The following is a 26,367-nucleotide window of genomic DNA, read 5'->3' on the forward strand; positions in this document are numbered from 1 at the left end:
TTCGCAATGAAAGGCCCCTTCATTTCACTTGAGTACTACTTTTTAGCCAGGCCCCGCTCGATCGCCTCGATGATGCGCGGCCGCATCTCGGCCGCGCTGATGATCGCGTCCACCGATCCGACCTTCACCGCGCGTTCGATGCTGTGCACGCCGTCGAACTCGGCGGCGACCGCGCCCAGTTTCTCCGACCGCACCGACGACTGGACTTCGGCCAGTTCCGCGGCCAGCGCGGCACGTTCGGCACCGGTCGCCCCGCTGAGCTTCTCCGTCAGCGACCGCACCCGCTCATCCGCCGCGGTCCGCGCGTTGACCTCACCGGCGAACACGACCGCCGCGGCGGGCGCCCCGCCGAGCACGGAGGCGAACGAACCCTCCAGCGCCAGCACCGTCATGTTCGGGTTCAGCGCCTTCGAGAAGACCACGAAAGCGCCACCGTGGTACCGCGAGATCACGCAGAACACGATCGGGCCCTCGAAGTTGACGATCGCCCTGCCGATCTCCGCGCCGTACTCCAGCTGCAGTTTCCGCATCGACTCCGGCGAGCCGTCGAAACCGGACAGGTTCGCCAGCACCACCAGCGGCCGGTTGCCGCTCGCCGCGTTGATCGCCCGCGCCGCCTTCTTCGACGACCGCGGGAACAGCGTGCCCGCGGTGTAGGTGTCCGGGCCATCGGTAGGCGGGAAGCCGCGGCGAGGCACCGAACGCGACTCGATGCCGAGCAGGCAGACCGGCCGTCCGCCGAGGTGCACGTCCTGCACGGCCGCGGTCTCCGCGTCGGCCATTCCCGGCCAGCGTTCCAGCACCGGGTGGTCCTGGTCCGACAGCGCGCGCATCACGGTGCGGATGTCGAACGGCTTCTTGCGGTCGGGGTTGGCCTCACGCGAGAAGATCTGGCCGACCGTGGTGAAGTCGCTGTCGACGGCCGCGTGCGGGAACGAGGAGATGTCCCGGTCGACCGGGTCGTTCGTGACCGCCTTGCGCGGACCGGACTCCTCCGGTGCCACGTAGGTGTGGTCGTAGTGCGACATCAGCACGTCACGGGCCGCGGCGAGGTTCGGCGCCCAGTACTGCGCCTGGCCGTTCGGGCCCATGACACGGTCGTAGCCGCCGATGCCGAAGTTGTCCTCGGCCGAGACACCACCGGAGAAGTCGAGCGACTGCTTGCCGGTCAGCACCATCGCGGAATCCGGCGTCATCACCAGGATTCCCTTGGTGTGCATGAGCATCGTCGCTTCGGCGTTCCAGTACGGCTGGGCACCGACGTTGATCCCCGCCACGACGATGTTGATCTCGCCGCCGTCCTGGGTGAAGTGCACGATCCGCTTGAGCGCGGCCGCGACCCAGTCCATGTTCTCGGTACCGGACTCCATCGAGATCCGGGCTCCGGCCGAGAGCGCGTACCACTCCAGCGGGACCCGCATCCGTTCGGCGAGGTCCAGTGCCGCGATCACCCGCGAGCACTCGGGCTCCGACAGCGCGCCGAGCGCCTTCGTCGGGTCGCCCAGCAGCACCACCCGTTTGACACCCTCCGGGTACCGCTCGGTCGGCGTGGTGACCACACCGGCGACGATCGCCGCCTTGTTCCGCCCCATCGGCCGTTCGACGGGGACGAGGGTGTTGCTGTCGTCCATGTCGTACTCGGTGAACGAACCGAGCATCTTGGTCAGCTCGTACGGGTACACCGTGTCGCGGCGCCGGGCGCGCAGGACGTTCTGGTGGTAGTCGTCGAGCGGCAGGATCGGCCCGGTGGTGGGCTCGGACAGGGTCATCTGCACGCCGCCGCTGACGTCGTAGCCGATCCGCACGGCGACCTCGGTGACCTCGCCGGTCGCGCGGTCGCGCTGCCTGCCGAGGAACTGGACCTCTTCGAGACCCGCGCCGGCCGTCGACGGCTGCACGCGCTGCGCGACCGTGTTCAGCTCTTCGCCGGTGAGGTCACTGGTCGGCCACACATAGAGCATGATCCGGTTGGTGTCGAAGCGTTTCTTCGGCGGAAGCTTCGCCTGCACTTCCCGGATCGCGTCGAGGCAACCGGCCAGGGTGCCTTCGACCGCGGGCAGGGCCAGCAGTTTGCCGTCGTTGTCCCGCAACGGGGTCAGGTCTCGGACCTGGGCGAGCGCGACCAGACGCTGGTCCGCCGGGTTCATCGGCGCCACGCACTTGAACAGGTAGACGTCCTCGTCACCGGACGGCAGCCGCGTGAGGTCGAAGTTCGCCAGCCGCTGCAACTGCATCCGCTGGGCGATCAGCGGGTGCAGGCCGCGGATGAGCCGTTCCTCGCTGAAGCCGGTCGAGGACGGGCGGAAGGTGAAGTGGTGGTGCATCACCGCGCCGCTGTGGCCGGCGACCGTGGTGGTGATGCGCCGGATCCGGCTCGGCAGCGACTCGGCCGTGAGGACCTCGCGCAGTCCGGCGGCCATCGCGTCGTCGTCGGCCGACTCGTCGTCCCAGGTCAGATAGAGGTCCGCCTCGACGTCGGTGTCGGCGGGCAGTCCGGCGGCGAGATCGGCGACCGCCTTGATCGCCCCGGGCAGCCCGGCGCGGTCGACGGCGGTGGTGGCCATGTGGAACCGCTCGCCGTCGTCGGCGTAGTCACCGGTGACGAAGGTGCAGTCGCCGACGGTGACCTGACCGACGCCGGTGAGCGCGCGGTTGCCGTAGTAGCGACGGCTCAGCACTTCGAGCAGCGGGGTGTGGTCGGTGCCGGGGCGCCCGATCCGCTGCCCGAGCAGGCGGACCAGCGGCTGCGCGCTGGCCAGCATGCTCGCGATCCGCTCGGCGCGGTCCGGCGAGTCCGGGTGCCGGTCGAGGTGGCGCAGGTGCTTCCGGACCTCGCTGTAGACCTCGGCGCGGGTGCGGCGCAGCAGCGGCTGGGCGAACCAGCGGAACACCACACTGCGCGCGAGGTCGCTGACCACCGGGAAGCGGACCTGGGTGGCGGCGATGAGCTGCTCCAGCGCCTTGCCCGCCGGTTCGCGCATCGCCTCGAACGGCTGCGCCTCGGTGAGCCACTGCCGCAGCAGCGCGGTGACGATCGCGACGTCGGAAGCGGCCCGCTGCTGGGCGAGGAAGATGCGGAAGACCGCTTCCTCCAGCTCCGGCGTCCGCTCCAGCTCCTTGACGCCGTAATGCGCCAGTACCTTCTTGAGCTTGTTCTGGAACGAGTCCGACAGACCGGCGCGTTCGACGTCGAGGCTCTGCAGGTAGGTGTGGAAGAACTCGCGGGCGCTGTGCACCCGGGTGTCGGTCTTGGTCTCCTCGCCCGCCGGCTTGTTGCGGATCAGCTCGGACAGGTCGGCGAACACGGTCAGCAGTTCGACCTCGCCCTCCAGCGGGCGGTCACCGTTGTCCTCGACTTCGGTACGGGCGGCCAGATACGCGCTGAGCGTGCGGCGCTCGTCGTGCGGGTCGACGTCGAAGCCGAGCAGGAGGCTGCGCAGGTCCTGCTGTCCCCGCGCAATCCGTTGTGGCGTCGACGCGCTGTCCGGTTCCACGGGCAGCTCGATCTCGACGCTGCCGGTGTCCTCGACGACCTCGGCGCCCTCTTCCGCCAGCGGCTCGAGGCGCAGCAGCGGAGCGCCGGTCTCGACCTGGCTGCCGACCGAGACGACGCACTCGCGCAGCTTCGCGCGGAACGGCGCGCGAAGCACCGTCTCCATCTTCATGCTTTCCAGCACCAGCACCGGTGCGCCCGCCTCGACCTCCGCACCGACCTCGAGCGGCGTCGCGACGACGAGCGCGGGTGCGGGGGAGCGGACGACGCCGCCCTCGTCGCGGCTGACGCGGTGGGTGACGCCGTCGACCTCGACCAGGTGGATGGGCCCGTGTGTGCCGGTGACCAGGCGGAAACGGGTGCCGTTGACGGTGATCTGGCCGGTGTGCTCGTCGAAACGGTCGACCTCGACATCGGCGGCGTGGATGTCGCCGCCGGCGGCGGAGACGCCGACGCGGAACCGCCGGTGGCCGATCCTGGCCACGCTCACCCGGTAGGCGGCGCCGCGCAGTTTGAGGTCGAGCGGACGGCCGCTCTCGTGCTGGACCTGCGGGCGGCCACCGTGCGCGGTGGAGAGAAGTCGTTGGCGCTCAACGGCTTCCTCATCCTCGTAGGCCTCGATCGCGGCGGCCGCGAGCGCGATCGCCGAATGGCGGTGCGTGACCAGCTTGCCCTCGCCGCGGACGCGGTCGATCCAGCCGGTGTCGGCGCTGCCGTCGATCACCTCGGGCTGGTCGAGCAGGTCGAGGACGAAGCTCTTGTTGGTCGCGCCGCCCTCGATGATGACCGTGGTCTGCGCCATCGCGCGGCGCAGACGGCCGAGCGCCTCGTCGCGGTCGCGGCCGTAGGCGATGATCTTCGCGATCATCGAGTCGAAGTCGGCCGGGATCGTGTCGCCCTCACTGACCCCGGTGTCGACCCGGATGCCGGGGCCCGCGGGCAGGTCCAGGCGCGCGATGCGGCCGGGAGACGGGGCGAAGTCGCGATCGGGGTCCTCGGCGTTGAGCCGCGCCTCGACAGCGTGACCGGCTTCGGCGGGCTGGAGGCCTTCGAGCTTGCCGCCGGACGCGACGTGCAGCTGGGCCTTGACCAGGTCCATGCCGGTGGTCAGTTCGGTGATCGGATGCTCGACCTGCAGGCGGGTGTTGACCTCCAGGAAGGCGAACAGCTTGTCGCCAGGGTGGTAGAGGAACTCGACCGTGCCGGCGCCGCGGTAGCCGACGGCGAGCGCGAGCCGCTCGGCGGACCGCTTGAGCTCGTCGGCCTGCTCGGGGCTCAGCACCGGGGAAGAGGACTCTTCGATGATCTTCTGGTTGCGGCGCTGCACCGAACAGTCGCGGACGCCGAGCGCCCACGCGGTGCCCTGGCCGTCGGCGATGACCTGGACCTCGACGTGCCGGGCACCGGTGACCAGGCGCTCCAGGAACACGACGCCACTGCCGAAGGCGCGCTCGGCCTCCAGGCTGGTGCGCTCGTAGGCGTCCTTGAGTTCGTCGGCCGAGGTGATGACGCGGATTCCGCGGCCACCACCGCCCGCGGTCGCCTTGAGCATCAGCGGGTAGCCGATCTCCTCGGCGGCCTTGATGGCGGCGTCGAGATCCGCGACGGCGCCGCGGCTCCACGGGGCGACCGGAACGCCGACCTCCTCGGCGATCAGCTTCGCGCCGATCTTGTCACCGAGCTTGCGCATCGCGTCCGGGCTCGGGCCGATGAAGGTGACGCCCAGCCGCTCACACAGCTCGGCGAAGGCCGGATCCTCGGCCACGAAACCCCAGCCGACCCAGGCCGAATCGGCCCCGGTCTCGGTCAGGGCCCGCTCCAGCACGGCGAAGTCCAGATAGGGACGCGCCGAGGCGGGACCCAGGTTGTAGCTGATGTCGGCTTCCCGCACGAACGTCGCCGACCGGTCCGCATCCGTGTAGAGAGCGACGGTCTCGATCCGCTGTCCGGTCTCCGCCGAAAGCTCGCGGACGGCATGGATGAGCCGCATCGCGGCTTCTCCGCGGTTGACGATGGCGACACGACTGAACACCGACTGAGCCTCCCAAAGTACGCAGCACAACAGGCGACATCCCGCCGGATCACGCGCGGGACAGTCACCTGTACCTGTTTACAGCCTGCCTCTTACCGGCCGGTACGAGAATGTCGTCGGTGGCGCATGCCGAGGGCCCGGTCTTGTAGGAACCCGCCAAAAAGTGTCCTGGAACACCTCGGCGAGGGGGCGAATGAGGTGATGAAGTGGACAATCGCGGGCCGAGCTTGGTGGCCGGGGGCCGTGAGGTGTCACCAGGTGTTCACGCCGGTTTCATCGGGGGGCAGCCTGGCTGGGCGGGGGCGTGGGCGTGGGGTGTGTTCGGGAGGTGTCGTCGTTCTTCGGTAATGGCGCGGTGCCGGAGGCAGGCGTTGCCGTTTTCTGGCGACGGGGTTCAGGACGGCGGTGGTTCGCTGGCTAGACGGTGCCGGGGACGCCCTTGCCCGCTCGTGGACGCGCTTCGTCGCGAACGTGGTCCGCAGCGCGCCGTGCGTGTCGGCTGTTGCCGTTTCCTGGCGATGGCGCTCAGAACGGTGGTGGTTCGTCGGTCGACGGGGTTGGTGTGCGGAGATCGTGACGCCGTCGGCGGTCCCCTCGCGGAGAGCAGCAGGCACGACGCCGGAGGACACCCTCCCCGCTCGAGAACGCGCTTCGTCGCGAACGTGGTCCGCAGCGCGCCGTGCGTGTCGGCTGTTGCCGTTTCCTGGCGACGGGGTTCAGGACGGCGGTGGTTCGTCGGTCGACGGGGTTGGTGTTTGGGGTTCGTGAGGCTGTCTGCGGTCATTCGTGGCGAGCAGCACGCACGACGCCGGGCACACCCTTCCTGTCCGCGAACGAAGTTCGGACCGCACCGAGACGCACCAACCTTTGCCGTTTCCCGGCAACGGCGCTCAGAACGGTGGCGGCTCGTCGGCCAGGGGGCTTTCGGTCCGGGGTTCGTGGAGGGGCGGTGGTGTGCTGTCGTAGCTGTGTCCGGTGGGGGTGGTGACGGTCAGGGTGCCGTCAGGGGCGAGGTGGTAGGTCCAGCCGGGTTCGTCTTTGAGGCGGTGGTCGCGGCGGCAGAGGTCGATCAATTCGTCGGCGTTGGTGTGGCCACCGAACTGCCAGGGCACCGCATGGTCCAGATCGCAGGCTTGCGCCGGACGGTGGCAGCCGGGTCTTCGACACTCACGATCCCGGACTCGCACAAACTCGCCCAGCCCCGCCGACGGCCGGTACCGATCCCGCCCGAGATCCAGCACCTGCCCCGACAACGGATCCGTGACGATCCGACGCAACACCGTGTCCGGCCCGGTCGCGATGTGCCGGGCCAACCCCGCCGGAATATGGCCGTGTCCGGCCAGCTCGGCGGGGTCGTTGTTCAGCCCGAGATAGGTGAACAGATCCATGTACAGGAACACTTCGGTGCGTTCGCTGGTGCCGCCCTGCCCGCCGAGCAGGAGATCGAGCGCGATATCCGCACGCAGCTGATCCAGCGTCCGGGTCTCCCCATCCTTCCGCAAGGCGCGGGCTTCACGGTCGATCCGGCGGTAAGCAGCGGTGACCTTCTCGGCGGGACCGTCCTCGACCTCGATCGACGCCACCCCGGTCTCGCCCTGCCGCAACCTGAGACGACGCCCCTCCCGGTTATGCTTCGCACGCTTATCCGCACCATCACGATCCACCATGTTCGCCGCGTGATTCGCCGCCTTCCGGATCTGATCGGCATTCCTGCCCGGCAACCGATCCTCCAGCACCGCATCGGCGGCGCGGGCGTTCTCATCCGACAACCACGCGGTGGCGGCGACGACTTTCATCGCACCGAAACCACACAGTTTTCCTTGGTCCATCAAATGCAGGGTGCGGGGCAGGCGGGTGGTCAACGCGGCCGCGGCGGAGACCATCGCACCCGCGTGATTGTCCATAAAGGACAACTCGACCGCGACTTCCTGAACCACGCTTCCCGCACCCCCACGATGCCGGTTCAGCTGAGCCAACGCCCGGAACCGCACCGCCTCCAACCGCGCGATCCCCGCCGACGCAGCCTTCGCCACAGCCACGGAATCCTTATCGTCCAACGAATCTACGGAAGCATTGACCAACTCCAAAAGATCAGGATCAACAATTTCTTCGAGAAGCGCCACAGGCGCGGCTTGGGTATCCACGCCGAGAACCGTACAACCGGCCACCGACAGTTCTGGATCATGCGAACACCGCAGCCGTTGCCGAATTTCGGCAACATCCTCTTGTGTGGGTCGTTTCCCAAGGGGTGCCGCGGTTTACGTGTGCCTCGTGACAGGTCTTTACCTCTGAGGTGGGTGCAGCGTTGCCGAATTCCGGCGACAGTCTCTTGTGTGGGTCGGTTCCCAAGGCGCCCCGGCCTACGCGAGCCTCACGACAGCTCTACCTCTGAGGTGGGTGCACCGTTGCCGAGTTCCGGCAACACCCTCCTGCGTGGGTCGGTTCCCAAGTGCCGCCCCGGTTTGAGCAAGCCCTACGACAGCTCTCCACCCCCGAAGCCGAGCACCATTACCGAATTCCGGCAACATCCACCCAGGCGAGACCGAAAGGCCGTCACCGAACCCCTACTGAACAGGCGGAGCCAACTCGACGCGATTGCGGCCACCTTGCTTCGCCCGGTAGAGCGCGGTGTCGGTGGCGACGAGGAGATCGTCGACGCTGGAGACGTTGGCGGCCGGGTACAACGCCCCGCCGATCGACACGGTCAGGTCGGTCAGCACCGTGTCGCGGTCGGGCAGTGCGACCGAGACCATCGCGACCTGGTGCCGGATCCGTTCGGCCACCTGGCGCAGGGTCTCCTCGCTGTGGACGTCCGGGATGACGATCGCGAACTCCTCGCCGCCCCACCGTCCGCAGACGTCCTGCTCGCGGATCTCGGCGCGCAGCGCGTCGCCGACGGCGCGCAGGACGAGGTCGCCGTTGGGGTGACCGTAGGTGTCGTTGATCGTCTTGAAGTTGTCGAGGTCGAGGAACAGCACGCCGAGTTTGCGGCCCGCGCGCGTACGGCCGAGGTGCTCTTCGGCCAGCTGGCGCCAGCGGCGTTTCGTGACGAGTCCGGTGGTGGCGTCGGTGTGCGCGTCGCGCCGGTACTGCGTGAGCAGCAGCCCGCGGTGCAGGGCGACCAGCGCGATGACGACGCCGACCAGCACCATTGGGTTCGCCTGTACGAGCACGACGGCCGTCACCAGGCCGAGGCCGAGTGCGCCGGCCTCGAGGATCTGGTCACCGAAGCCGGAGAACAGTTCGCCGATCGATTTCGGCGGTGACGAGAGCGCGATCGCGATCATCACCAGCACCGTGTTGATCGCCCAGCGCAGGGCCGCGGCCACGATGATGACGGCGAGGTCACCCAGTCCAGCGAGCAGCCCGGAGTCGGGCGAACCGGGATAGTGACGCATGCCGAGGCTGAGGACGACGACGGCGGCCTGGCTGCCGCAGAGCACCGTCGCGGCGGAAAAGATCCACCGATGGGGTAGTACCGGCCGTTGGTGTGGCCAGATCCGGAGCCATGCGATGGTGTAGGTCACGACGACCATCGCGGCGGCGAGCACCGGCGGCAGCGCGATGACGGCGGCGACGCTCCAGACCGCCTTGGTGTCGACGTAGGCGACCGACGGGGCCCTGTCGTACTCCCGTTGGCGTTCGATCTGCCGGGTGCCCTCGATCGCGATGGCCGCGCAGAGCGTCAAGATGCCGAAACGGACCAGGTCGGTGCCGGTGACCGGGACCAGCCGGGCCGTGGCGGCGGTCGAGAGGACTGCGATGAGATTCACGACCAGCACGTAGGAACGCACAGGTCGCGGCAGGCTCCACAGGTGCCAGGCCCTGAGCCTCCGCCGCGCTCCGCCGAGTCGTCCGTCCACGCACCCTCTTCCGTCGGTGATCTACACCGTAATCGAACCGGGACTGCGACGACCCTCGTTGTCCGGACGATAAGAAGCGCGGCCGCGAATTCCCCCGGACAGCCGAACCGAAACGAGGGAGGTGCACCGATGCAGGACAACAACTGGTGAGTGATTTGCCGGGTTCATCGCTATTTCGAGGGAGGTGAACAGCATGCGGGACAACAACTGGACCACTCGGCGTGACAACAACTGGACGTGAGTGATCTGCCCCACGGGCGTGCGCTCGGATTTTCGAAGGGAGGTGAACGTAGTGCGTGACAACAACTGGACGACCCGTCGTGACAACAACTGGACGTGATGACCGGCCGCTGTCAGGAACCGTGCTCACCAACCGGTGTCGTCCCGCCGACCGGCCTCACGTGATCCCCGGGATCTCCGGGGCCGCGGCGGGACGACACCGCTCGCGACCAGCCGACGCCGGCGACACCGGCGACCACCACACCCGCGGCCGCCGCGACGGTGATCACCGTGGTCGGCGCGACGACCTGCGCCACCAGCCCGGCCGCGGCGATACCCGCCGCCTGTGCCGCGCGCAACGCGGCGATCGCGACCCCGATCACCTGACCGCGATGGTCGGGCGGCGCGGCGAGGCTGTACTGCGTCTGGGTGATCATGTCGTGCGCGGAGAACGCACCCGAGATCGTCCACAGCACGACGATGGGGATCAGGCCCGGCACCCAGCCTGTCGGGATCAGCACCAGGCTGCTCGCCACCGCCAGCGCGCCCAGTATCCGGACCTGCCGTTCGCGCGGGATCCGGCTCAGGAGGATCCCGCCGAGCACCGAGCCGACCGGGTTCGCGGCCAACAGCCACGGCAGGGCATCCGCGCCGCCCAGTTCGGCCGCGACCGGGACGGCGAGGCCCTCGGGGACGACGTAGAAACCGCAGCAGCAGGCGACGAGCAGCAGCCATCGCAGCTTGCGGTCGCGGGCGACCAGACGGCAGCCCGCGATCAGGGACGGACGTTTGTGGTGGCGTGGGGCCGAGGGCGGGTACCGCCTGAGCCCGAAGCGGAGCATGAGTGCCGAGAGCGCGAACGTGCCCGCGTCGATCAGCAGCGCACCGGGCACACCGAGGCCGGTGACGACGGCGGCGCCCGCGCCGAACCCCACCACGAGCCCGGCTTGATACGTCGACGAGATGACGGCCTGCCCGACGACCAATCGGTCCGGGTCGAGCAGATCCGGCAGCAGCGCTTGCCGCGCCGTGTAGAACGGTCCGGCCATGAGCTGCACGAGGAACAACAGGGCGGCCGCGGCGGGCAACGGCAGTCCGGGCACCGCCATCAGCGCGATCAGGACCGCGCGGCCGACGTCGGTGGCCACCATCACCGTGCGACGCGAGAACCGGTCCGCGACGCCGCCCAGCGCACCCCCGAGGAGATCGGGCACGAAAGTCAGCGCGTACGCGGCCGAGGCCCAGCCCGCCGACGACGTCCGGTCGAACACGAGCACCGTGAGCGCGACCCTGGCCAGCTGGTCACCGGCGACCGAGAGCAGATGCGCGAGCCAGATCCGGCGGAACTCGGCGACCGCGAAGACACTGCGGAACGACGCCGCTCGGGCTGGCATGCGCTTCAGGCTGTCGTGAAGCGCCCACTTTGCGCAACCCTGCGAGGAAGTTCGAAAAATATCCGTGGTCATGTCGAACCGCCGCGCCACCGTTCGACGTGTCAGCAGAGAGGCAAGGAAGACAAGGACGGAGAATCCGATGTCGCATTCACTGGGTCCGCTGGCGCACAACCTGGCCGCCTACGCCATCTACTCGACCGCGCAGACCGAGATGCGCCACGCGTACAAGCTCATCGAGTCCGGCGACTACCTCGGCGCCGCCGCGGAGATCGATTCCGCCGCGCACGCCGCCGAAGTACTCGCCCGCGCCACCTCCGGTCTGGACGTCGAACGCTCCGAACGATGGCTCAGAGTCGTCGTCGCCCGAAGGCGTTTCGCCGAGCAGGCCAGGGTGCGTGCCGGCGCCGAATCCGCCTTGGTCGCCTGAACTTGTTGCGGCTCAACGGAAAGCGCGTCGATAGGTGCCGGGACTGACGCCCGTCGTGCGCTTGAACCGCTCGCGGAACGAGGTCGGTGAGCCGAACCCGACCTCGGCGCCGATCCGCTCGACCGCGTCCTGCGTGGTCTCGAGCAGATGCTGCGCCTGCCGGATCCGCGTCCGGTGCAGCCACTGCAGCGGTGTCGTCCCGGTCTGTTCGCGGAAGTGCCGGATCAGCGTGCGGGTGCTCATCCCGGCGCGCGCGGCGATGGCGGCGAGCGTGAGGTCGCGCGAGAGGTTTTCCTGCATCCAAAGCAAAGTGGGCTCCAGCGCCGAACCGCGGGGCGCCGGGGGATGCCGTAGCGCGATGAACTGCGCCTGACCGCCTTCGCGTTCCAGCGCCATCACCGAAAGCCGGGCGGCGTCGGCCGCGATCGCGGAGCCGTGGTCGCGGCGGATCAGGTGCAGGCACAGGTCCAGGCCCGCGGCGGCACCCGCCGACGTCAGGATCTGCCCGTTGTCGACGTAGAGCACGGCCGGGTCGACCTCGATCGCCGGATAGGCCTCGGCGAGCGATTCGGCGGCGAGCCAGTGTGTGGTGGCGCGGAGGCCGTCGAGCAGGCCCGCGGCGGCGAGAATGAAGGTGCCGGAACAGATCGAGGCGATCCGCGTGCCCGCCGCGGCCGCCGAGGTGAGCGCGTCATGGACGGCCCGCGGCAACGGGCGGGCAGGTTCGGCCGTGCCGGGAACGATGATGGTGTCGGCCTCGCCCAGCGCTTCCAGCCCGTGCGGCGCGCGCAAGGTGAAATGCCCGGCGTCGACGTCCGGCTGTTCGGCGCAGACGAGCACCCGGTAACCCGCGCCGCCGTCCGGCAGCCGTGTCCTGGTGAAGACCTCGATGGGGGTCGACAGATCGAACGGGATCACCTGGTCCAGCGCGAGCACGGCGACGGTGTGCATATCCGGAACCTACCGCGCCGATGGCGAGATCCCGTTGGAAGGCGTCGTTCACGCCACTGGGCGCGGACAAGCTCCGGTTCTAGCGTCGAGCCATGATGATCATCGCGCCGATTCTGGTCGGCCTCGTCTACGTCGTCCTCATGTCGCTCATCCACGAACCACACCGCCGCCGCTTCAACGCGATCATGGTCGCGGGCGCGGGCGCCGCGTATCTCAGCGGTGGCGGCCTCGGGATCTGGGAATTCGCGTTCGCCGCGGTGGTGACCTACGTGGCGTACCGCGGCCTCGAGTCATGGACGTTCATCGGGATCGCCTGGCTCCTGCACACCGGCTGGGACGTCGTCCACCATCTCAAGGGCGCCCCGATCATCCCGTTCCTGCACGATTCCTCGTTCGGCTGCGCGCTCTGCGATCCGGTGATCGCGATCTGGTGCTTCGCGGGCGGACGATCGGTGACGGACTTCCTGCGTGCCCGTGTCGGTGCGCGCCGGGCGTCTTCGCCGGTCTGACGGTTCGACCGATCCGGGTCTTGGCCGTTCGGGCGGCTTGATGCGAACATATGTTCTATGCCGCCCGAGGGTCCCATCCTGCACGCCGACCTGGATTCGTTCTACGCGTCGGTCGAGCAGCGGGACGACCCGAGCCTGCGCGGCCGGCCGGTCATCGTCGGCGGAGGGGTCGTGCTGGCGGCCAGTTACGAGGCCAAGGCGTACGGCGTCCGCACGGCGATGGGCGGCGGCCAGGCGCGGCGCCTGTGCCCGGACGCGATCGTGGTCCCGCCGCGGATGCACGCCTACTCGGAGGCGAGCAAGGCGGTCTTCGAGGTCTTCGACAACACGACACCGCTGGTGGAAGGCATTTCGATCGACGAGGCCTTCCTCGACGTCGGCGGGCTGCTGAAGATCGCAGGCACGCCGAGCCGGATCGCCGCGAAACTGCGCCGGGACGTCCTGGAGCAGGTCGGTCTGCCGATCACCGTCGGCGTCGCACGGACGAAGTTCCTCGCGAAGGTCGCCAGCGGCGTCGCGAAACCCGACGGGCTGCTCGTCGTACCGCACGACAAGGAGCTGGAATTCCTGCACCCGCTGCCGGTCGAACGGCTGTGGGGCGTCGGCGAGGTGACCGCGCGGAAGCTGCGCGAGCGCGGCGTCACGACGGTCGGACAGATGGAAGGGTTCGGCGAGAAGGAACTCGTGCGCATGCTCGGCCGTGGCGTCGGTACCCACCTGCATGCCTTGTCCCACAACGACGATCCGCGGCGAGTGCGGACCGGCCGCCGTCGCGGGTCCATCGGCGCGCAGCGCGCGCTCGGCAGCAGGCCGCGTTCGCCCGCCGAACTCGACGCGATGCTGCTGACACTGGCCGATCGCCTCGCGCGGCGGCTGCGCGCGGCGCACCGGGTGTGCCGGACGGTCGTGCTGCGCATGAGATTCGGCGACTTCACCAAGGCGACGCGCTCGCACACGCTGCTGGAAGCGACCGAACAGACCGGCGTGATCGTCGCCGCGGCGCGCGAGCTGCTGGCCGCGGCGAGACCGCTGATCGACGAACGGGGGCTCACCCTGATCGGCCTCGCGCTCACGAATCTGTCGAAGGACGACGCGATCCAGCTGGCCTTGCCCTTCGAGCCGAAGCCGAGGGACGCGCTCGACTTGACGCTCGACACCGTCCGGGACCGCTTCGGCTCGAAGTCCATCACGCGCGCGGTGCATCTCGGGCAGGCCGAGGAGCCGTGGGTGCCGCTCCTGCCGGACTGAGCCCCGTCGCTAGGGTGTCCGGGTGGCGGAAGTCGAGATCTACACCGATGGTGCGTGCAGCGGGAACCCCGGCCCCGGCGGCTGGGGCGCGGTGCTGCGGTACGGCACGGTCGAGAAGGAGATCTACGGCGGGGATCCCGGGCCGACGACGAACAACCGGATGGAGCTGACCGCGCCGATCGAAGCGCTGGAAAGCCTGAAACGCCGGGTCACCGTGAACATCTACACCGACAGCACGTATGTCCGGAACGGCATCACCAGCTGGGTGCGGAACTGGAAGAACAACGGCTGGATGACCTCGGCCAAGACGCCGGTCAAGAACGCCGACCTGTGGCGCCGCCTCGACGAAGCCGCTTCACAGCACGACGTCGAATGGCACTGGGTCAAGGGCCACGCCGGACATCCGGAGAACGAGCGAGCGGACCGGCTCGCCGTCAAAGGCGTGGAAGAGGTCGTGGGTCGACCTGTGGTCCAGCCCGGCGAACGGTCCGCTCGGCGTCGTTAGAAGGCGTCGTCAGCAGCTGACGCTGACCTTCGCGCTCTTGGCGAAGGAGACGTGGACGTGGTCCATGTGGTTGGCGGTCGCGCCGCCGCGGTCCTCCATGGTGTCCCAGCCGCTGCCGTCGTTGTACCGCTGGCGCCAGATGACGTAGGTGACGCCGAAGTCCTTCTGGTTGGCCAGGATGTAGTCGGCGATGGCGTTGCCGGTGGCGGTGTCCACCATGAAGTCCAGTGCCAGCCCGGAGGGGTGGTCACTGGCGTTGGCGCGGCCTGCGACACCGCCGACGTTCGTGACGCCGAACTTCGCCTTGATGTGGTTGCCGACCTGGGCCACGTGCGGCTTGGTGCCGGCGAGGCTGGTCGAACACGACGCCGTCGCGGCGGGGACGGTCTTCTTCACCGGGGCGGGTGCCTTGGTCGACGTCGTCGGCTTCGGGGGAGCCGACGTGGTCGAGGGCGGCGGGGTGGGGCTTGAGCTGGAGGGCGGGGTCGTGCTGGTCGACGGCGGGGGAGTCACGCTGGAGACCGGGGGAGCCTGCAGCGCGAGCGCGGCACTGGCCGCTTCGACGTCAGGGGAACCTGCGGTGGTCAGCCACATCGACGCCGGGAGCGCCGTGGCGACGGCTGCCGCGATACCTGCGGGGAGCTTCCACTGCGGAGCCTTTGTCTTGCGATGTCTGCCGGCCATTTCTCTGATCACTCACCACTTCGGGGACGGGAACTCGCGTCGGGGGCCGCGAGCTCCGGGCAACATTACGAAATGGACACGGCAATGTCACGCGTGAGTGTGCTCGCCCACAGTTACCTTGATCGGTGAACCGAACAGGGCTCACGTCCGTACAGACCCTAGAAGTGCTTTTCTGTGAGCACGGTGAGTGACGAGGTCAGCCGGCCTTGCAGCTCTGGAAGTACAGCGCGCCGTCCGGCGAGGTCACGTTCATCCCCTGGGCGCGCGGCGCCCGTCCCGTCGCCGCCGAGGCCGAGATCGCGGTGCAGACCAGCTGGTTGAGGGCCTGATCGGAGAGCTTGCGCGCGCTGAACGGCAGAACCATGGACGGTGGGTCGCTCGCGTACACCTCGACCCGCCCCACTTCGGGCGGAACGAACGTGGTGAGCCCCTGCGCGGCCTCCCGATCCGTAGGCCCTTTCAACAGCAGCGTGATCGCGCCCTCGGGGGAGATGAACCCTTCGCTGGCCCGGCTCACCGGGACGACCCGGCCATCGGAGACGAAGTACAGCGTCAGCCCGCCGAGGACCGCCGGCCCCGAGGTGGCGCGGATCGACGGTCCCGGCCCGGCCGGGACGACGCCGGTCGGCTGCACACCGCAGGCCGTCAGCAGTGCCGCGGCCGCGAGGGCGGGCAGCAGCCGGATCTTCCTCATCGCGTCACTCCTTCGGCCCGATGCGGCAGACGCAGGACGAACCGGGCGCCGTGCCCGGTGTTGGCCGCCGTGATGTCGCCGCCGTGCAACCGGGCGTTCTCCAGCGCGATCGCCAGGCCCAGCCCGCTGCCCTCGGACCGGGCGCGGGCGGTGTCGGCCTTGGTGAACCGGTCGAACACGTGCGGGAGGACCTCGGGGTCGATCCCGGGGCCGTGGTCTTCGACCTCCAGCGTGACGTTCTCGTCGTCGGTACGCAGGCGGACGTCGACCGGCGCGGCGCCGTGCCGGAGCGCGTTGCCGACGAGATTGGCCACGATCAGGTCGAGCCGCCGCCGGTCCACCCGGGCGAGGACGCCGTCGGGCAGATCGGTGACCAGGTCTTCGCCGTCGCGCCAGCCGCGGGCGTCGAGGCTGTCCCGGATCGCCGTCGCGAGATCCCATTCGTCGAGCGCGAGTTCGGCGCGGCCCGCGTCGAAGCGGGAGATCTCGACCAGGTCCTGGACGAGCCGGGTCAGCCTGCGGGTCTCGCCGGAGACCAGCCGCGCCGCGACGGCGGTGTCCGGCGGCAGCGTCTCGGCGTCCTCGTCCAGGACGTCGGTGACCGCGTTCATCGCCGCGAGCGGGGTGCGGAGTTCGTGCGACACGTCGGCCACGAACCGGCGGGCGTCGGCCTCCATGGCTCTCAGCTCGCCGACCGTGCGTTCCAGTTCCGCGGCCGTGTTGTTGAAGGTGGTGACCAGCTCGGCCAGTTCGTCGGACCCCTTGGCGGGCAGCCGGACGTCGAGCCTGCCTTCGCCGAGCTGGGCGGCGGCGGTGTTGAGCGCCCGTACCGGCCGCAGCACCTGCCTGGCGGCCAGCAAGGCGAGGGCGGCGGCCAGCGGAAGCGCGAGCGCGGCCATCCGCCACGCGGACTTCGCGAGTTCCTCGATGGCCTGTTGCTGCTGGACGAGTGAGGTGAGTGAGTACACCTCGACACCGGTGGCGCCCATCGACCCGTTCGGTTGGCGTGCCAGCACCGGCAGGCCCACCAGGAGCTCTGGGGTGGCATCGCGATCCCGTCGCTGGAACTGGATCCGGGTGTCTTTGGCGACCGTTTCCCGGAGTTCGGGGGAGAACGTGGTCAGGTCCGGGCCGTTGACCGACCGCAGGTCCCGGTAGACCGCGACGGCGTTCAATCGCAGGCTGCCCGCGAAGTCGTTGAGCTGCTCCTGGGTCGGTGGCGTGGACAGTGGGCGGCCGTACGCGGCGACCCGGTCCTTCAGCTGGTTCATCGCCGCGTCTTGGACCGCTTCGAGGATGGCGTTGCGGGCCGAGACGTAACTGGCTCCCGCCGCGGCCGCCGCCCCGATGATCGTCATCGCCGCGAAGGCCAGGATGAGCCGGGGCCGCAGTCCGGAGAGCAGCCTCATGAACGGCCGAACCGGTACCCGAAGCCCCGGACGGTCTGGACGTGATCGGGCTTCGCGGGAACGTCTTCGATCTTCGCGCGCAGCCGCTGGACACAGGCGTCGACCAGCCGGGAGTCACCGAGGTAGTCGTGATCCCACACGGCGGAGAGGATCTGCTGGCGGCTGTAGACCTGTCCGGGCGTGCGCGACAGCTCCAGCAGCAGTTTCAGCTCGGTCGGGGTGAGCGAGACGGGCACGCCGTTCTTCGTGACCACCAGCCCGGCGCGGTCGATGACCAGCTCGCCGTGCCGTTCCCCACCAGGGTTCTCCTCGCCGGCGGGCTTCTCGCTCACCGCGCGCCGCAGCACCGCCCGGATCCGGGCGTCGAGCACGCGGGGCTCGATCGGCTTGGTCACGTAGTCGTCGGCGCCGGCCTCCAGCCCGGCCACGATGTCGAAGTCGTCGCTGCGGGCGGTGAGCATGATGATCGGCACCTCGCCCGCGGCGCGGATGCGGCGGCAGGTCTCGAAGCCGTCGATCCCGGGCAGCATCAGGTCGAGTACGACGATGTCGGGCTGGAACACCCGCAGCTTCTCCAGGCCGAGCTCACCGCTCTCGGCGGTGTGGACGGTGTGCGCCTGACGGCGCAGCGCGAGTTCCAGACCCTCCCGGACGGACGCGTCGTCTTCGATCACAAGGACACTTGCCACGCCGCCATTATTCGGACAACGGCGCGCGGATGCGAGTCGGCTCGATCTTGTAGCAGAACCATGACATTGTCCGGACCTCACCGCGAAACGCCGTGGGGACAGTGGGATGCATGGCCGTACTCACCCAGGAAGCGAAGCCGACCCCCGCCCACCGTCCCCTGCCGGGGCGGCACGCCGAGACCAGGCGCACCCTGTCCAGGGCCGTGTTCCAGCTCGCCACCGGACTGGGACTGGCCGCCGCGTTCGTCGTGACCTTCGTGCTGTTCGTGCACACGTCGGCCGGACAGCTCGCGGAGAACGGCGTCGTCCGCAGCGCGCAGTCCGGCCGGTGGTCCACAATGGACTGGGCGGGGCCGTTGCGGGACCAGGACATGGTGCTGGTGATCGGCGCGGCCGTCGTCGGGCTCGTCGTCCTGGCGTTGATTCGCCGGAAACCCGGTCTTCTGGTCCCCGCGCTGAGTGTCCTGGTGTTCCCGCTCGTCACCGCGCAGTTGCTCAAGCTGTACGTGCTCGACCGCCCCGAACTGCCCGACGGCGGTTACGGTCCCGGGCACAACAGCTTCCCGAGCGGACACGTCAGCGCCGCCATGGCGATTCTGATGGCCCTCGCTTTCGTTCTGCCGCAACGATTCCGTCCGGCGATCATCGGGATGGGCGGCGTCGCCGTCGCCTGGGTCGCGTCGTCGACCGTCGCGCTGGGCTGGCACCGACTGAGTGACACGGCGGGTGCCTGCCTGCTGGGGGCGTCCTTCGCCTGCCTCCTCGCCGCCTGGCTGACCACCCGGCGCCGCGACCTCCGCCGTACGCCCGCCGCGCTGGTGGCACTGGCCGCGGTGTTGCCGACCGGCATCGTGCTGATCGGGTTCGCCGTACTGCACACCGCGACCGCCGGTGCCGCGCAGTTCGTCGCCGCGCTGGTGCTGGCCGCGCTGTCCGCGGTGGGCATCGTGCTGGTCGCGCTGTGGCCGCTGCGCGGGTCCGCGTTCGAACGACGGGCCGGTGTGGAGACCAGGGTGGTCGACGACCTGCTCGAGACTCGCCTCGTGACCCGCCGCTGACGCGGGTTTTTGGAGGTGCCCCGAATGTCACGTATGGGACGTTTTCCGTCTCATACGTGACATCTCTCGTGACTCACGACCCGAGCTTCACCGGCAGGTTGTGCAGACCTCGGGTGATCGCGCTCGGCCACCAGACGAGCCGGTCTTCGGGCACGGTCAGCGTCATCGACGGCGCGCGGTCGAACAACGTCTCCAGCGCCGCGGACGCCTGCATCCGTGCGAGCGCGGCGCCGATGCAGATATGCGGGCCGACCCCGAAGGCCACGTGCCGCACCGGCCGCTCGCCCGGGCGGAACGCGAGCGGTTCGGGGTGGACGTCGGGGTCACGATTGGCCGCCAGCAACGACAACAGGATCGGGTCGCCCGGTTCCATCCGCTGCCCGGCCAGTTCCATCGGCTCGGTGACGAACCGCCAGCTGGTGTTCTGCAGCGGGGTGTCGCGGCGCAGGACCTCCTCGATGACGAGCGTCAGCCGCGAGCCGTCGGCGCGGGCGCGGGCCGCCTCCTCCGGATGCGTGATGAGGGTCAGCGCGGTGGAGGCGATGAGGCTGATCGTGGTCTCGTGCCCGGCGATCAGCGAAAGGAACGCGGTCGCGGCGACCTCTTCCGCGGTGAGCTTCCCGGCGGCTTCCTGTGCGAGCAGGTCGCTGATCAGGTCCGCGCCGGGTTCGGCCCGTTTCCGCGCGACGACGTCGGCGAGCAGTTCGTCCAGTTCGTCGGTCGCCTTCAGCATCGACGGCATGTCGGTGACGTCACCGGCGGCGACCACCAGCGCGGGCGGGCGTACCTTGGCCAGGAGGGTGTCGGGGATGCCGATCAGCTCGCAGATCGACCGGATGCCCAGCGGGTAGGCGAAATCCTCGACGAGGTCGCCCTCGCCGCGCTCCAGGATCGGGTCGAGCAGTTCGTTCGCCAGCTGATGCGTCCGGTCGCGCATATGTTGCAGCCTTCGTGGCCCGAACGCGCCGGCACAGGCCTTCCGCAGCCTCGCGTGCTCGTCGCCCTCGACGTTGTTCATATGCCCGATGAGCGTCGGGCGGTGGTCGGCGGGCAGCCCGAGATTGGCTTTGCGCCAGTGTTCCGCGGCCACGGAGGGGCATTTGGACAACCGGGGGTCGGCCATCGCCGAGACGACGTCCGCGTGCCGGGTCAGCAACCAGGTCCAGGTGTCGCCCGGCAACGGAAGCCGGAACGCCGGGGCGTTCGCCCGCAGCCATTCGTACGCGGGCGAGGGGTCCCGGTCGAAGTCCGGGCCGAACATGACCGGGACCGCTGCGGCGTCGTATGCGGCGTCTGGCATACGAGCCACCCTGCCAGCTTGTGGCGGCATCGTGTCCGGCGAACGCAGGCATTGCGCTGTCTCACGCGATCGTCAACGCGGTCCCCCTGTCACCCTCTTGTGGTGACCAGCAAGATCGAGGCGGGTGCGGTGCGTAACGGATGGAGGTGGCCCTCGTCAGCGACTTCGGGCTACGGGAGGAACTGAAGACCGCGAACCGTGACGTGGTCCCGGAACGGCAGACCGGTTCGGTCCGCGGGTTCGCCGACACCGTCGGGCTCGCCGCCGCCCGCGTCTGGCGGCTGCGAAGCCGTGCCTGGAACACCCTGCGCCATCCGGCGGGCTGGGAGCTGTGGCGGCTGCCGCCCGCGGCCGTGGTCTGGATGCTCGGCACCGAACTCGCCGTGTCCGGGTGGGCGCTCTACAGCGGTTTCAAGGCCTCCGCCACCACCACCGACCTCGTCCGCTTCGGCGTGATCGCGGGCTGCGCCATCTGGTACCTCGTCCAGACCCAGCATCCCGAGGAACAGCGGCGCGCCGACGACCGGCGTGGCGAGCACATCGACCAGACCGCGGTCTGGCTGGGCAGCGCGGCCGTCCTGCTCCCGCCCGCGTACTCGCTCGCGCTGCTGCTGATGGTGCGCGTGCAGCGCTACTCCATCGCGCACAAGGCGATGACGACGTTCCTCTTCACCACCGCCGCGCACGCCGCGTCCATCCTCGGCGTGCACACGATCACCGAACTGACCTCGCTGCACACCTGGCTCGAATCGGGCACGCTCCCGCAGGGAGCGGGCGACATCGTGTTCGCCGCCGTCGCGCTGGTGGGCGCCGCGCTCTGGTACTTCGCGTCGCAGACGCTCCTGATCAGCATCGCGCGCGGCCTGGCCTGGGGCGGCTGGCGCCGTCAGAAGCTGATCGGCAGCTGGGCCGACAACGCGGACTTCGTCTACGCGCTGCAGCTCGCCGCGTGCACCACGATCCTCGGCGCGGTCAACATCGCGCTGGTGCCGCTGGTGATGATCGGGGTAGCGCTGCGCTCGACCCGGCTCTCGCAGGCGCTGGCGGACACGATCGCGCGCAGCCAGCGCGACCGGAAGACCGGGCTGCTGACCGAGGACTCCTTCCACGCGCCCGCGGCGCTCAGGTTGCTCGAAGACCAGACCGATCGGCGTCCGACGGCGTTCCTGATGCTCGACCTCGACCACTTCAAACAGTGGAACGACAAGTACGGGCATTCCGGCGGCGACATCGTGCTCGGCTGCGTCAGCGCGGTACTGCGGCAGAACACGCGTGCCTCCGACGTCGTCGGGCGCTGGGGCGGCGAGGAGTTCGCGGTACTGCTCCCGGACACCACCCGTGAGGAGGCCATGCGGATCGCCGAGCGGATCCGGGAGGCCGTGGCGAAGACCGCGATCACCGGGCTGACGGAACTCGCCAGCGGGCACGCCACCAACGAACCCCGCGCCGTGGGACCGATCCACGGCTGCACGGTGTCGATCGGCGTCGGGCTCTCACCTGAGCACTCGACGGATTACGGCGAGCTGTTCCGTGCGGCGGACTCGGCGATGTACGCGGCGAAGCGGAGCGGACGGAACCGGGTCGTCGTGGCTCCTCCTGCCCCTGTCTCCCCGGAACCTCCGGCGCCCAGGGCACCGACGTCCCCGCTGAGCCGGGCCGGCGATTCACGGCGGGAGTGACCCGGCCGCATTTAGAGGACTAAACGCGGGTCACTGAGCTGAGCCCTCGAGCCTGCCGCGCAGGACACTCGCCTTCCGGTCGTCGAGATCCATGACGAGCTGGAGCGCGTCACGCCACGCCGCTATCGCCTCCTCGGTGTGGCCCCGCGCCGCCAGCGCGCAGCCGCGTTCGTCGAGCGCGTCGGCCTGGCCCCAGACGTCACCGCAGTTCCGATAAGCGGTCAGTGCCTGCTCGCAGTATTCGAGCGCCTGCTCCAGGTCGCCGAACCGGCGGCAGGTCCTGGCCAGGGGGACCAGCGCGAAACCCATGCCGTGGTGGTCGGCGTCCTTGGCGTAGACGTCGAGGGCGCGACGGCCGTGGTCGAGGGCCAGGTCGCGGTCCCCGAGATCACGGTAGGCCCGGCCGAGGTGCACCCGCGCGGTCGCTTCGCCGAGCTGGTACCCGATCCGCGCGTTCACCGCCACGCTCTGCTCGACCAGCTGCACGGCTTCGGCGTAGTCCTCGCGCTCGTGCGCGATGTTGCCGAGGCCCACCAGCGCCCAGCCGAGGCTCGGGTTCTCGCCGATCTCGCCGGAGATGTCGACGGCCTGGCTGTACAGCTCGTGCGCGCGGTCGAGGGCACCCCGCCGCCGGTGCGCCTCGGCGAGGTTGATCGCCGACCACGCCAGCCCGCCGAGGTCGCCGCCCGCCTTCGCGGACTCGATCGCCACGTCATGGCTGGAGATCCAGGTCTGCCACGGCCTGCCGAGCAGGTGGTAGTCGAACATCTCCACCGGCAGCCGCCAGCCGATCTCGTACAGCCCGTGGTCCAGCGCCAGGCGGGCGACGCCGGTGATGCTCGGCATCTCCGACGCGCACCAGATGTAGGCCTCGTCGAACGTGGCGAACCGCAGCGGCTCGACGCCTTCGGGAGCGGGGCCGAGGTCGACGTGGTGGTCGCGGGCGGGCGTCAGTGTCCAGCTCGCCGCGTTGGCCGCGTGGAGATACCAGTGGGTGAGCCGGGAAACCGCCGCCTGCCGCTCGTCCCGCCATTGTCCGGCGGCGGCCTCTTCGGCGGCGTAGACACGGAGCAGGTCGTGGAACCGGTAGTACAGCGGGCCGACCTGCTGGACGAGATGCGCCTGGACGAGCTTGTCGACAAGTCGCCGCGCTTCGTGTCCGGGCAGTCCGGCGAGCGCGGCCGCCGCGCCTGCGGTGAACCGCGGGCCGGGGTGGAGGCCGAGCAGCCGGAACATGCGGGCGGTTTCGGCCTCGAGCGCGCGGTAGGACCAGCTGAAGGCGGCACGGACCCCGACGGCGTCGTCGTCGACCGCGAGCAGTTCCAGCCGCCGCCCCTCGGCGACGAGTTCGGCGGCGAGGTCTCCGACACGCTGGTGAGGATGGGTGGCGACCCGTTCGGCGGCGATGTTCACCGCCAGCGGCAGCGCCGCGCACAGCCGCACGAGTTCGCCGACACCTTCGGGATCGCCCGCCGCGCGGTCGTCCCCGATGAGCTCGGCCATGAGCCGCGTCGCTTCGAGATCTTCCAGTGGCTCCAAGGAAACCTGCACCGCGCCGCTGCCGACGACCAGTCCGGAGAGCCGTCGCCTGCTGGTGATCAGCACGGTGGTGTCCGGGGTCCCGGGCAGCACCGGCCGCACCTGAGACGAGTCGAGCGCGTTGTCCAGCACGACGAGCGTGCGCTGGCCCCGCAAGAGACCGCGCAGGAGGGCGAGCCGCATGTGCTCCTCGGCGGGAACGCGGTCGGGGCGGACACCGACGCAGCGGAGGAGGTCGTCGAGGATGTCGGCGGGCTGGGCGGGGGAGCCCGCCGCGTAGCCGCGCAGATCCGACCAGAGGACGCCGTCGAACTCCTCCTGCCGCCGGTTCGCCCATTTCAGGACCAGCGCGGTCTTCCCGACTCCGGGCGGACCGGCCACGAAGACCACTTTGGCCGGTCCGGTGAGGATTGTTTCGTCGAGCAGGGCGAAATGTTCCTCGCGGCCGACGAAATGGCCCGGCGGAGGCGGAAGGTGAACGTACGGTTCCGCACGGGCGGCTTCGGCGAGCACGATCAGTGTCCCGCCCGCCTCCAGCGCGCGATCGCAGGCTTCGGCGAATTCCGCGCTCGGCGGGGTGAGCCCGCGTTCCACCCGGCTGATGAGACTCTTGTCGACGTAGGCGACTTTCTGGAGTTCGCGCAACGCCAGTCCTTTGGCCTGCCGCCGTTGCCGCAGCGCGCGTCCGAACGCCGACGCCGCCGTCGAAACCGGCCGCGGTTCCGCCCGTGCTTTCCCGGCTTCCCCGGATCTGGCCGAGCCGGAATTCTCGGTCACCAGAAGCACCTTTCTCCCTGCTCCGCGGCAGATCGTGCCACAACGGCCAGAAGGCGGGCAGGGCCATCTGCCGATTCGCCGCTGGGCGAAATGGCTCCGCTTGCGACAACCTTCCCATTACATGGGTCACAACACGGCCACCGGGTGCGCGGAGAAGGAAAGGCTGCCCCCAAACTGAGCGAGAACGCGCCCGTTCCCCACCGGTGCGCCGGTCGAAAGGGAGGTGGGTCATGCGCGACCGCGAAATGTGAGCAGGCCCTGTTCCGCCTTGCGAACAACCGGGCGAGTACTGATCTCCTCGTGAGCCGGTCGTGGCCGCCTTTCCCGGCGGCCACGATCGTGACCTTTCGGAACATGTAGGACCGCTTAACGTCGGTGTAGATCTTTTCACTTGTCCTGACGGGTCCGCCGAGGCAGCTTGAAGAGGTATCGAGCGGCAAGGCGAAAGGACCAAAGTGAGCATCGGCGCACCGGGAACCCTGATCCGGATGGGCGTTCTCGCCCTGTTGTGGGGATCGGGCTTCCTGTGGATCAAGCTCGCGCTGACCGGGCTTCCGCCCGTTCAGCTCACCGTCATCCGCTGCGCCCTCGGCGCGGCCGTCCTTCTCGTACTGGCCCGCTGGGCCGGGCAGCGCCTTCCGCGGGGCCGCCGGATCTGGGGCAGGCTGCTCATCGCCGCCTTCTTCTGCAACGCCTTGCCGTTCGCGTTGTTCAGCATCGGTGAACTGACCGTGGATTCCGGGATCGCCGGGGTGATGAACGCGACGACCCCGCTGTGGTCGTTGCTGATCGGCATCGGGATCGGCGGCGAACGCCGCGTCACGCCGGTCCGGGTCGGCGGGCTGGTCCTCGGTTTCGCCGGCATCCTGCTGATCTTCGCGCCGTGGCAGAAGAGCGGCCTGTTCGGCTGGGGGACGCTGGCCCTGCTCGGCGCCGGAATCAGTTACGCCATCGCTTTCGCTTACATGGGGCGGAAACTCGTCGGCCAGGGCGGGCCGATCGCGATCTCCGCCGCCCAGTTGCTGACCGCCACCGGGCTGAGCGCGCTCGCGCTGCCGTTCGACGCGGCGCCGACCGGGCCGCTCAACGTGACCGCGGTGCTCGCCGTCGTCGTACTCGGGATCTTCGGCACCGGCGTCACCTTCTACCTCAACTACCGGCTCATCGCCGACGAAGGCGCGACCTCCGCGGCGACCGTCGGCTACCTGCTGCCGGTCGTCTCGGTAGCGCTGGGCGCGATCGTGCTCGGCGAAGAACTCGGCCCCCGCGTGCTCGCCGGGATGGCGGTGGTGCTGGCAGGCGTCGCGCTGACGCGCTACGTGAGGTCTTCGGCGAGCAAGTCCATCAGCAGCCCGTCGTGCCAGCCGTCGCCCTCGGTGTCGCGTTCGTAGCGGCGCATCACCCCGACCTCGCGGAAGCCGACGGCCTTGTAGCAGCGGATCGCGGCGTCGTTGTCCACGGCGGGATCGATCACCAGCCGGTGATGCCCGAGATCGTGGACGAGGTGGCGGGCCATCGTGCGGACGGTGTCGGTACCCAGCCCGCGGCCGTGCGCCGCCGGGTCGAGGAAGAGGTCGACCGACGCGTGCCGGTACATCGGGTCCTCCTCCTCGCCGTACTGGACGAGACCGCGGACGATGCCGTCCTCCAGGACGGTGAAGCAGGCCGTCAGCGGATCGTCGAACGGCCAGGTGGGGGAATCGTCGACCGAACCCCAGCGTGCCCTGACCTCGGCCGTGCCGATGATCCGCCGCAGCTCCGGGACGTGGGCTTCGGTGACCGGGGCCAGTATCACGATCTCCCCGCGCAACTCGGTGGTCAGTTCCCGCTCCGTCCGCTCGTTCGAGTGGCGCCAGTCTAGGGAGAAACCGGCGAGGGCGCCGTCGGAACCGCACGA

At 69.5% G+C, this 26,367-nt stretch carries 19 protein-coding genes; 7 read left to right on the forward strand and 12 right to left on the reverse strand.

What is annotated here, in order from left to right; all coding sequences use genetic code 11:
* Nucleotides 1-35 precede the first annotated feature (35 nt).
* The 4 genes from ACZ7KI_RS11160 to ACZ7KI_RS11175 form a co-directional block, all read right to left on the reverse strand.
* Entirely contained in the window at nt 36-5,525 is a 5,490-nt protein-coding gene (locus ACZ7KI_RS11160) for an ATP-binding protein (protein ID WP_470272990.1), read from the reverse strand.
* Between the two features lie 890 nt (nt 5,526-6,415).
* Complete coding sequence (locus ACZ7KI_RS11165; protein ID WP_470273178.1) at nt 6,416-7,648, reverse strand: HNH endonuclease signature motif containing protein; 1,233 nt, start codon at nt 7,646-7,648, stop codon at nt 6,416-6,418.
* 441 nt (nt 7,649-8,089) lie between these two features.
* The gene (locus tag ACZ7KI_RS11170) at nt 8,090-9,319 is read right to left on the reverse strand and encodes a GGDEF domain-containing protein (RefSeq protein WP_470273179.1); all 1,230 of its coding nucleotides are present in this window, start codon (nt 9,317-9,319) and stop codon (nt 8,090-8,092) included.
* A gap of 422 nt (nt 9,320-9,741) precedes the next feature.
* Complete coding sequence (locus ACZ7KI_RS11175) at nt 9,742-11,001, reverse strand: MFS transporter (protein WP_470272991.1); 1,260 nt, start codon at nt 10,999-11,001, stop codon at nt 9,742-9,744.
* A gap of 139 nt (nt 11,002-11,140) precedes the next feature.
* On the opposite strand from ACZ7KI_RS11175, the gene ACZ7KI_RS11180 reads away from it, so the two are divergent.
* Nucleotides 11,141-11,428: a hypothetical protein gene (locus ACZ7KI_RS11180; RefSeq protein ID WP_470272992.1), complete on the forward strand. Its 288-nt coding sequence runs from the start codon at nt 11,141-11,143 to the stop codon at nt 11,426-11,428.
* A 12-nt stretch (nt 11,429-11,440) separates the two neighbouring features.
* Here ACZ7KI_RS11180 and ACZ7KI_RS11185 read toward each other — a convergent pair whose 3' ends face one another.
* Complete coding sequence (locus ACZ7KI_RS11185) at nt 11,441-12,379, reverse strand: GlxA family transcriptional regulator (RefSeq protein WP_470272993.1); 939 nt, start codon at nt 12,377-12,379, stop codon at nt 11,441-11,443.
* Between the two features lie 92 nt (nt 12,380-12,471).
* Here ACZ7KI_RS11185 and ACZ7KI_RS11190 point away from each other — a divergent pair, with 92 nt between their 5' ends.
* From ACZ7KI_RS11190 to rnhA, 3 genes are read left to right on the forward strand one after another with little or no spacing between them, the layout of a single operon-like run.
* The gene (locus ACZ7KI_RS11190) at nt 12,472-12,888 is read left to right on the forward strand and encodes a DUF6010 family protein (protein WP_470272994.1); all 417 of its coding nucleotides are present in this window, start codon (nt 12,472-12,474) and stop codon (nt 12,886-12,888) included.
* Between the two features lie 57 nt (nt 12,889-12,945).
* Nucleotides 12,946-14,136 (forward strand): DNA polymerase IV, encoded by a 1,191-nt coding sequence (gene dinB / locus ACZ7KI_RS11195; protein ID WP_470272995.1) that lies wholly within the window; start codon nt 12,946-12,948, stop codon nt 14,134-14,136.
* 22 nt (nt 14,137-14,158) lie between these two features.
* Entirely contained in the window at nt 14,159-14,641 is a 483-nt protein-coding gene (rnhA, locus tag ACZ7KI_RS11200) for a ribonuclease HI (protein ID WP_470272996.1), read from the forward strand.
* Nucleotides 14,642-14,650: 9 nt separating this feature from the next.
* Here the strand turns inward: rnhA and ACZ7KI_RS11205 are convergent, their stop codons facing one another.
* The 4 genes from ACZ7KI_RS11205 to ACZ7KI_RS11220 form a co-directional block, all read right to left on the reverse strand.
* Entirely contained in the window at nt 14,651-15,325 is a 675-nt protein-coding gene (locus ACZ7KI_RS11205) for a VldE C-terminal domain-containing protein (RefSeq protein WP_470272997.1), read from the reverse strand.
* A 196-nt stretch (nt 15,326-15,521) separates the two neighbouring features.
* Nucleotides 15,522-16,019: a GerMN domain-containing protein gene (locus ACZ7KI_RS11210; protein ID WP_470272998.1), complete on the reverse strand. Its 498-nt coding sequence runs from the start codon at nt 16,017-16,019 to the stop codon at nt 15,522-15,524.
* Nucleotides 16,016-17,428 carry an ATP-binding protein gene (locus ACZ7KI_RS11215; protein ID WP_470272999.1) on the reverse strand — a complete coding sequence of 471 codons (1,413 nt, stop codon included), beginning with the start codon at nt 17,426-17,428 and terminating at the stop codon, nt 16,016-16,018. Before ACZ7KI_RS11215 ends, ACZ7KI_RS11210 begins: the two co-directional genes overlap by 4 nt.
* The gene (locus tag ACZ7KI_RS11220; protein ID WP_465505072.1) at nt 17,425-18,117 is read right to left on the reverse strand and encodes a response regulator; all 693 of its coding nucleotides are present in this window, start codon (nt 18,115-18,117) and stop codon (nt 17,425-17,427) included. The genes ACZ7KI_RS11215 and ACZ7KI_RS11220 overlap by 4 nt, the downstream gene beginning before the upstream one ends.
* Nucleotides 18,118-18,227: 110 nt before the next feature.
* Between ACZ7KI_RS11220 and ACZ7KI_RS11225 the strand changes: the two genes are divergently transcribed.
* Nucleotides 18,228-19,175 carry a phosphatase PAP2 family protein gene (locus ACZ7KI_RS11225; RefSeq protein WP_470273000.1) on the forward strand — a complete coding sequence of 316 codons (948 nt, stop codon included), beginning with the start codon at nt 18,228-18,230 and terminating at the stop codon, nt 19,173-19,175.
* Between the two features lie 73 nt (nt 19,176-19,248).
* Here the strand turns inward: ACZ7KI_RS11225 and ACZ7KI_RS11230 are convergent, their stop codons facing one another.
* Entirely contained in the window at nt 19,249-20,475 is a 1,227-nt protein-coding gene (locus ACZ7KI_RS11230; protein ID WP_470273001.1) for a cytochrome P450 family protein, read from the reverse strand.
* Nucleotides 20,476-20,615: 140 nt separating this feature from the next.
* On the opposite strand from ACZ7KI_RS11230, the gene ACZ7KI_RS11235 reads away from it, so the two are divergent.
* Nucleotides 20,616-22,154 carry a GGDEF domain-containing protein gene (locus tag ACZ7KI_RS11235; RefSeq protein WP_470273002.1) on the forward strand — a complete coding sequence of 513 codons (1,539 nt, stop codon included), beginning with the start codon at nt 20,616-20,618 and terminating at the stop codon, nt 22,152-22,154.
* A 30-nt stretch (nt 22,155-22,184) separates the two neighbouring features.
* Here ACZ7KI_RS11235 and ACZ7KI_RS11240 read toward each other — a convergent pair whose 3' ends face one another.
* Nucleotides 22,185-24,470, reverse strand: a complete 2,286-nt coding sequence (locus ACZ7KI_RS11240; RefSeq protein WP_470273003.1) for a tetratricopeptide repeat protein — start codon at nt 24,468-24,470, stop codon at nt 22,185-22,187.
* Nucleotides 24,471-24,925: 455 nt separating this feature from the next.
* Here ACZ7KI_RS11240 and ACZ7KI_RS11245 point away from each other — a divergent pair, with 455 nt between their 5' ends.
* Nucleotides 24,926-25,861, forward strand: coding sequence for a DMT family transporter (locus ACZ7KI_RS11245; protein WP_470273004.1), 936 nt, complete (start codon nt 24,926-24,928; stop codon nt 25,859-25,861).
* Here the strand turns inward: ACZ7KI_RS11245 and ACZ7KI_RS11250 are convergent.
* A complete protein-coding gene (locus ACZ7KI_RS11250) occupies nt 25,786-26,292 on the reverse strand; it encodes a GNAT family N-acetyltransferase (protein WP_470273180.1) in 507 nt (168 codons plus the stop codon). The two genes, ACZ7KI_RS11245 and ACZ7KI_RS11250, sit on opposite strands and share 76 nt — an antisense overlap.
* Nucleotides 26,293-26,367: the final 75 nt, after the last annotated feature.

This window comes from Amycolatopsis sp. NPDC039088 (assembly GCF_055598845.1).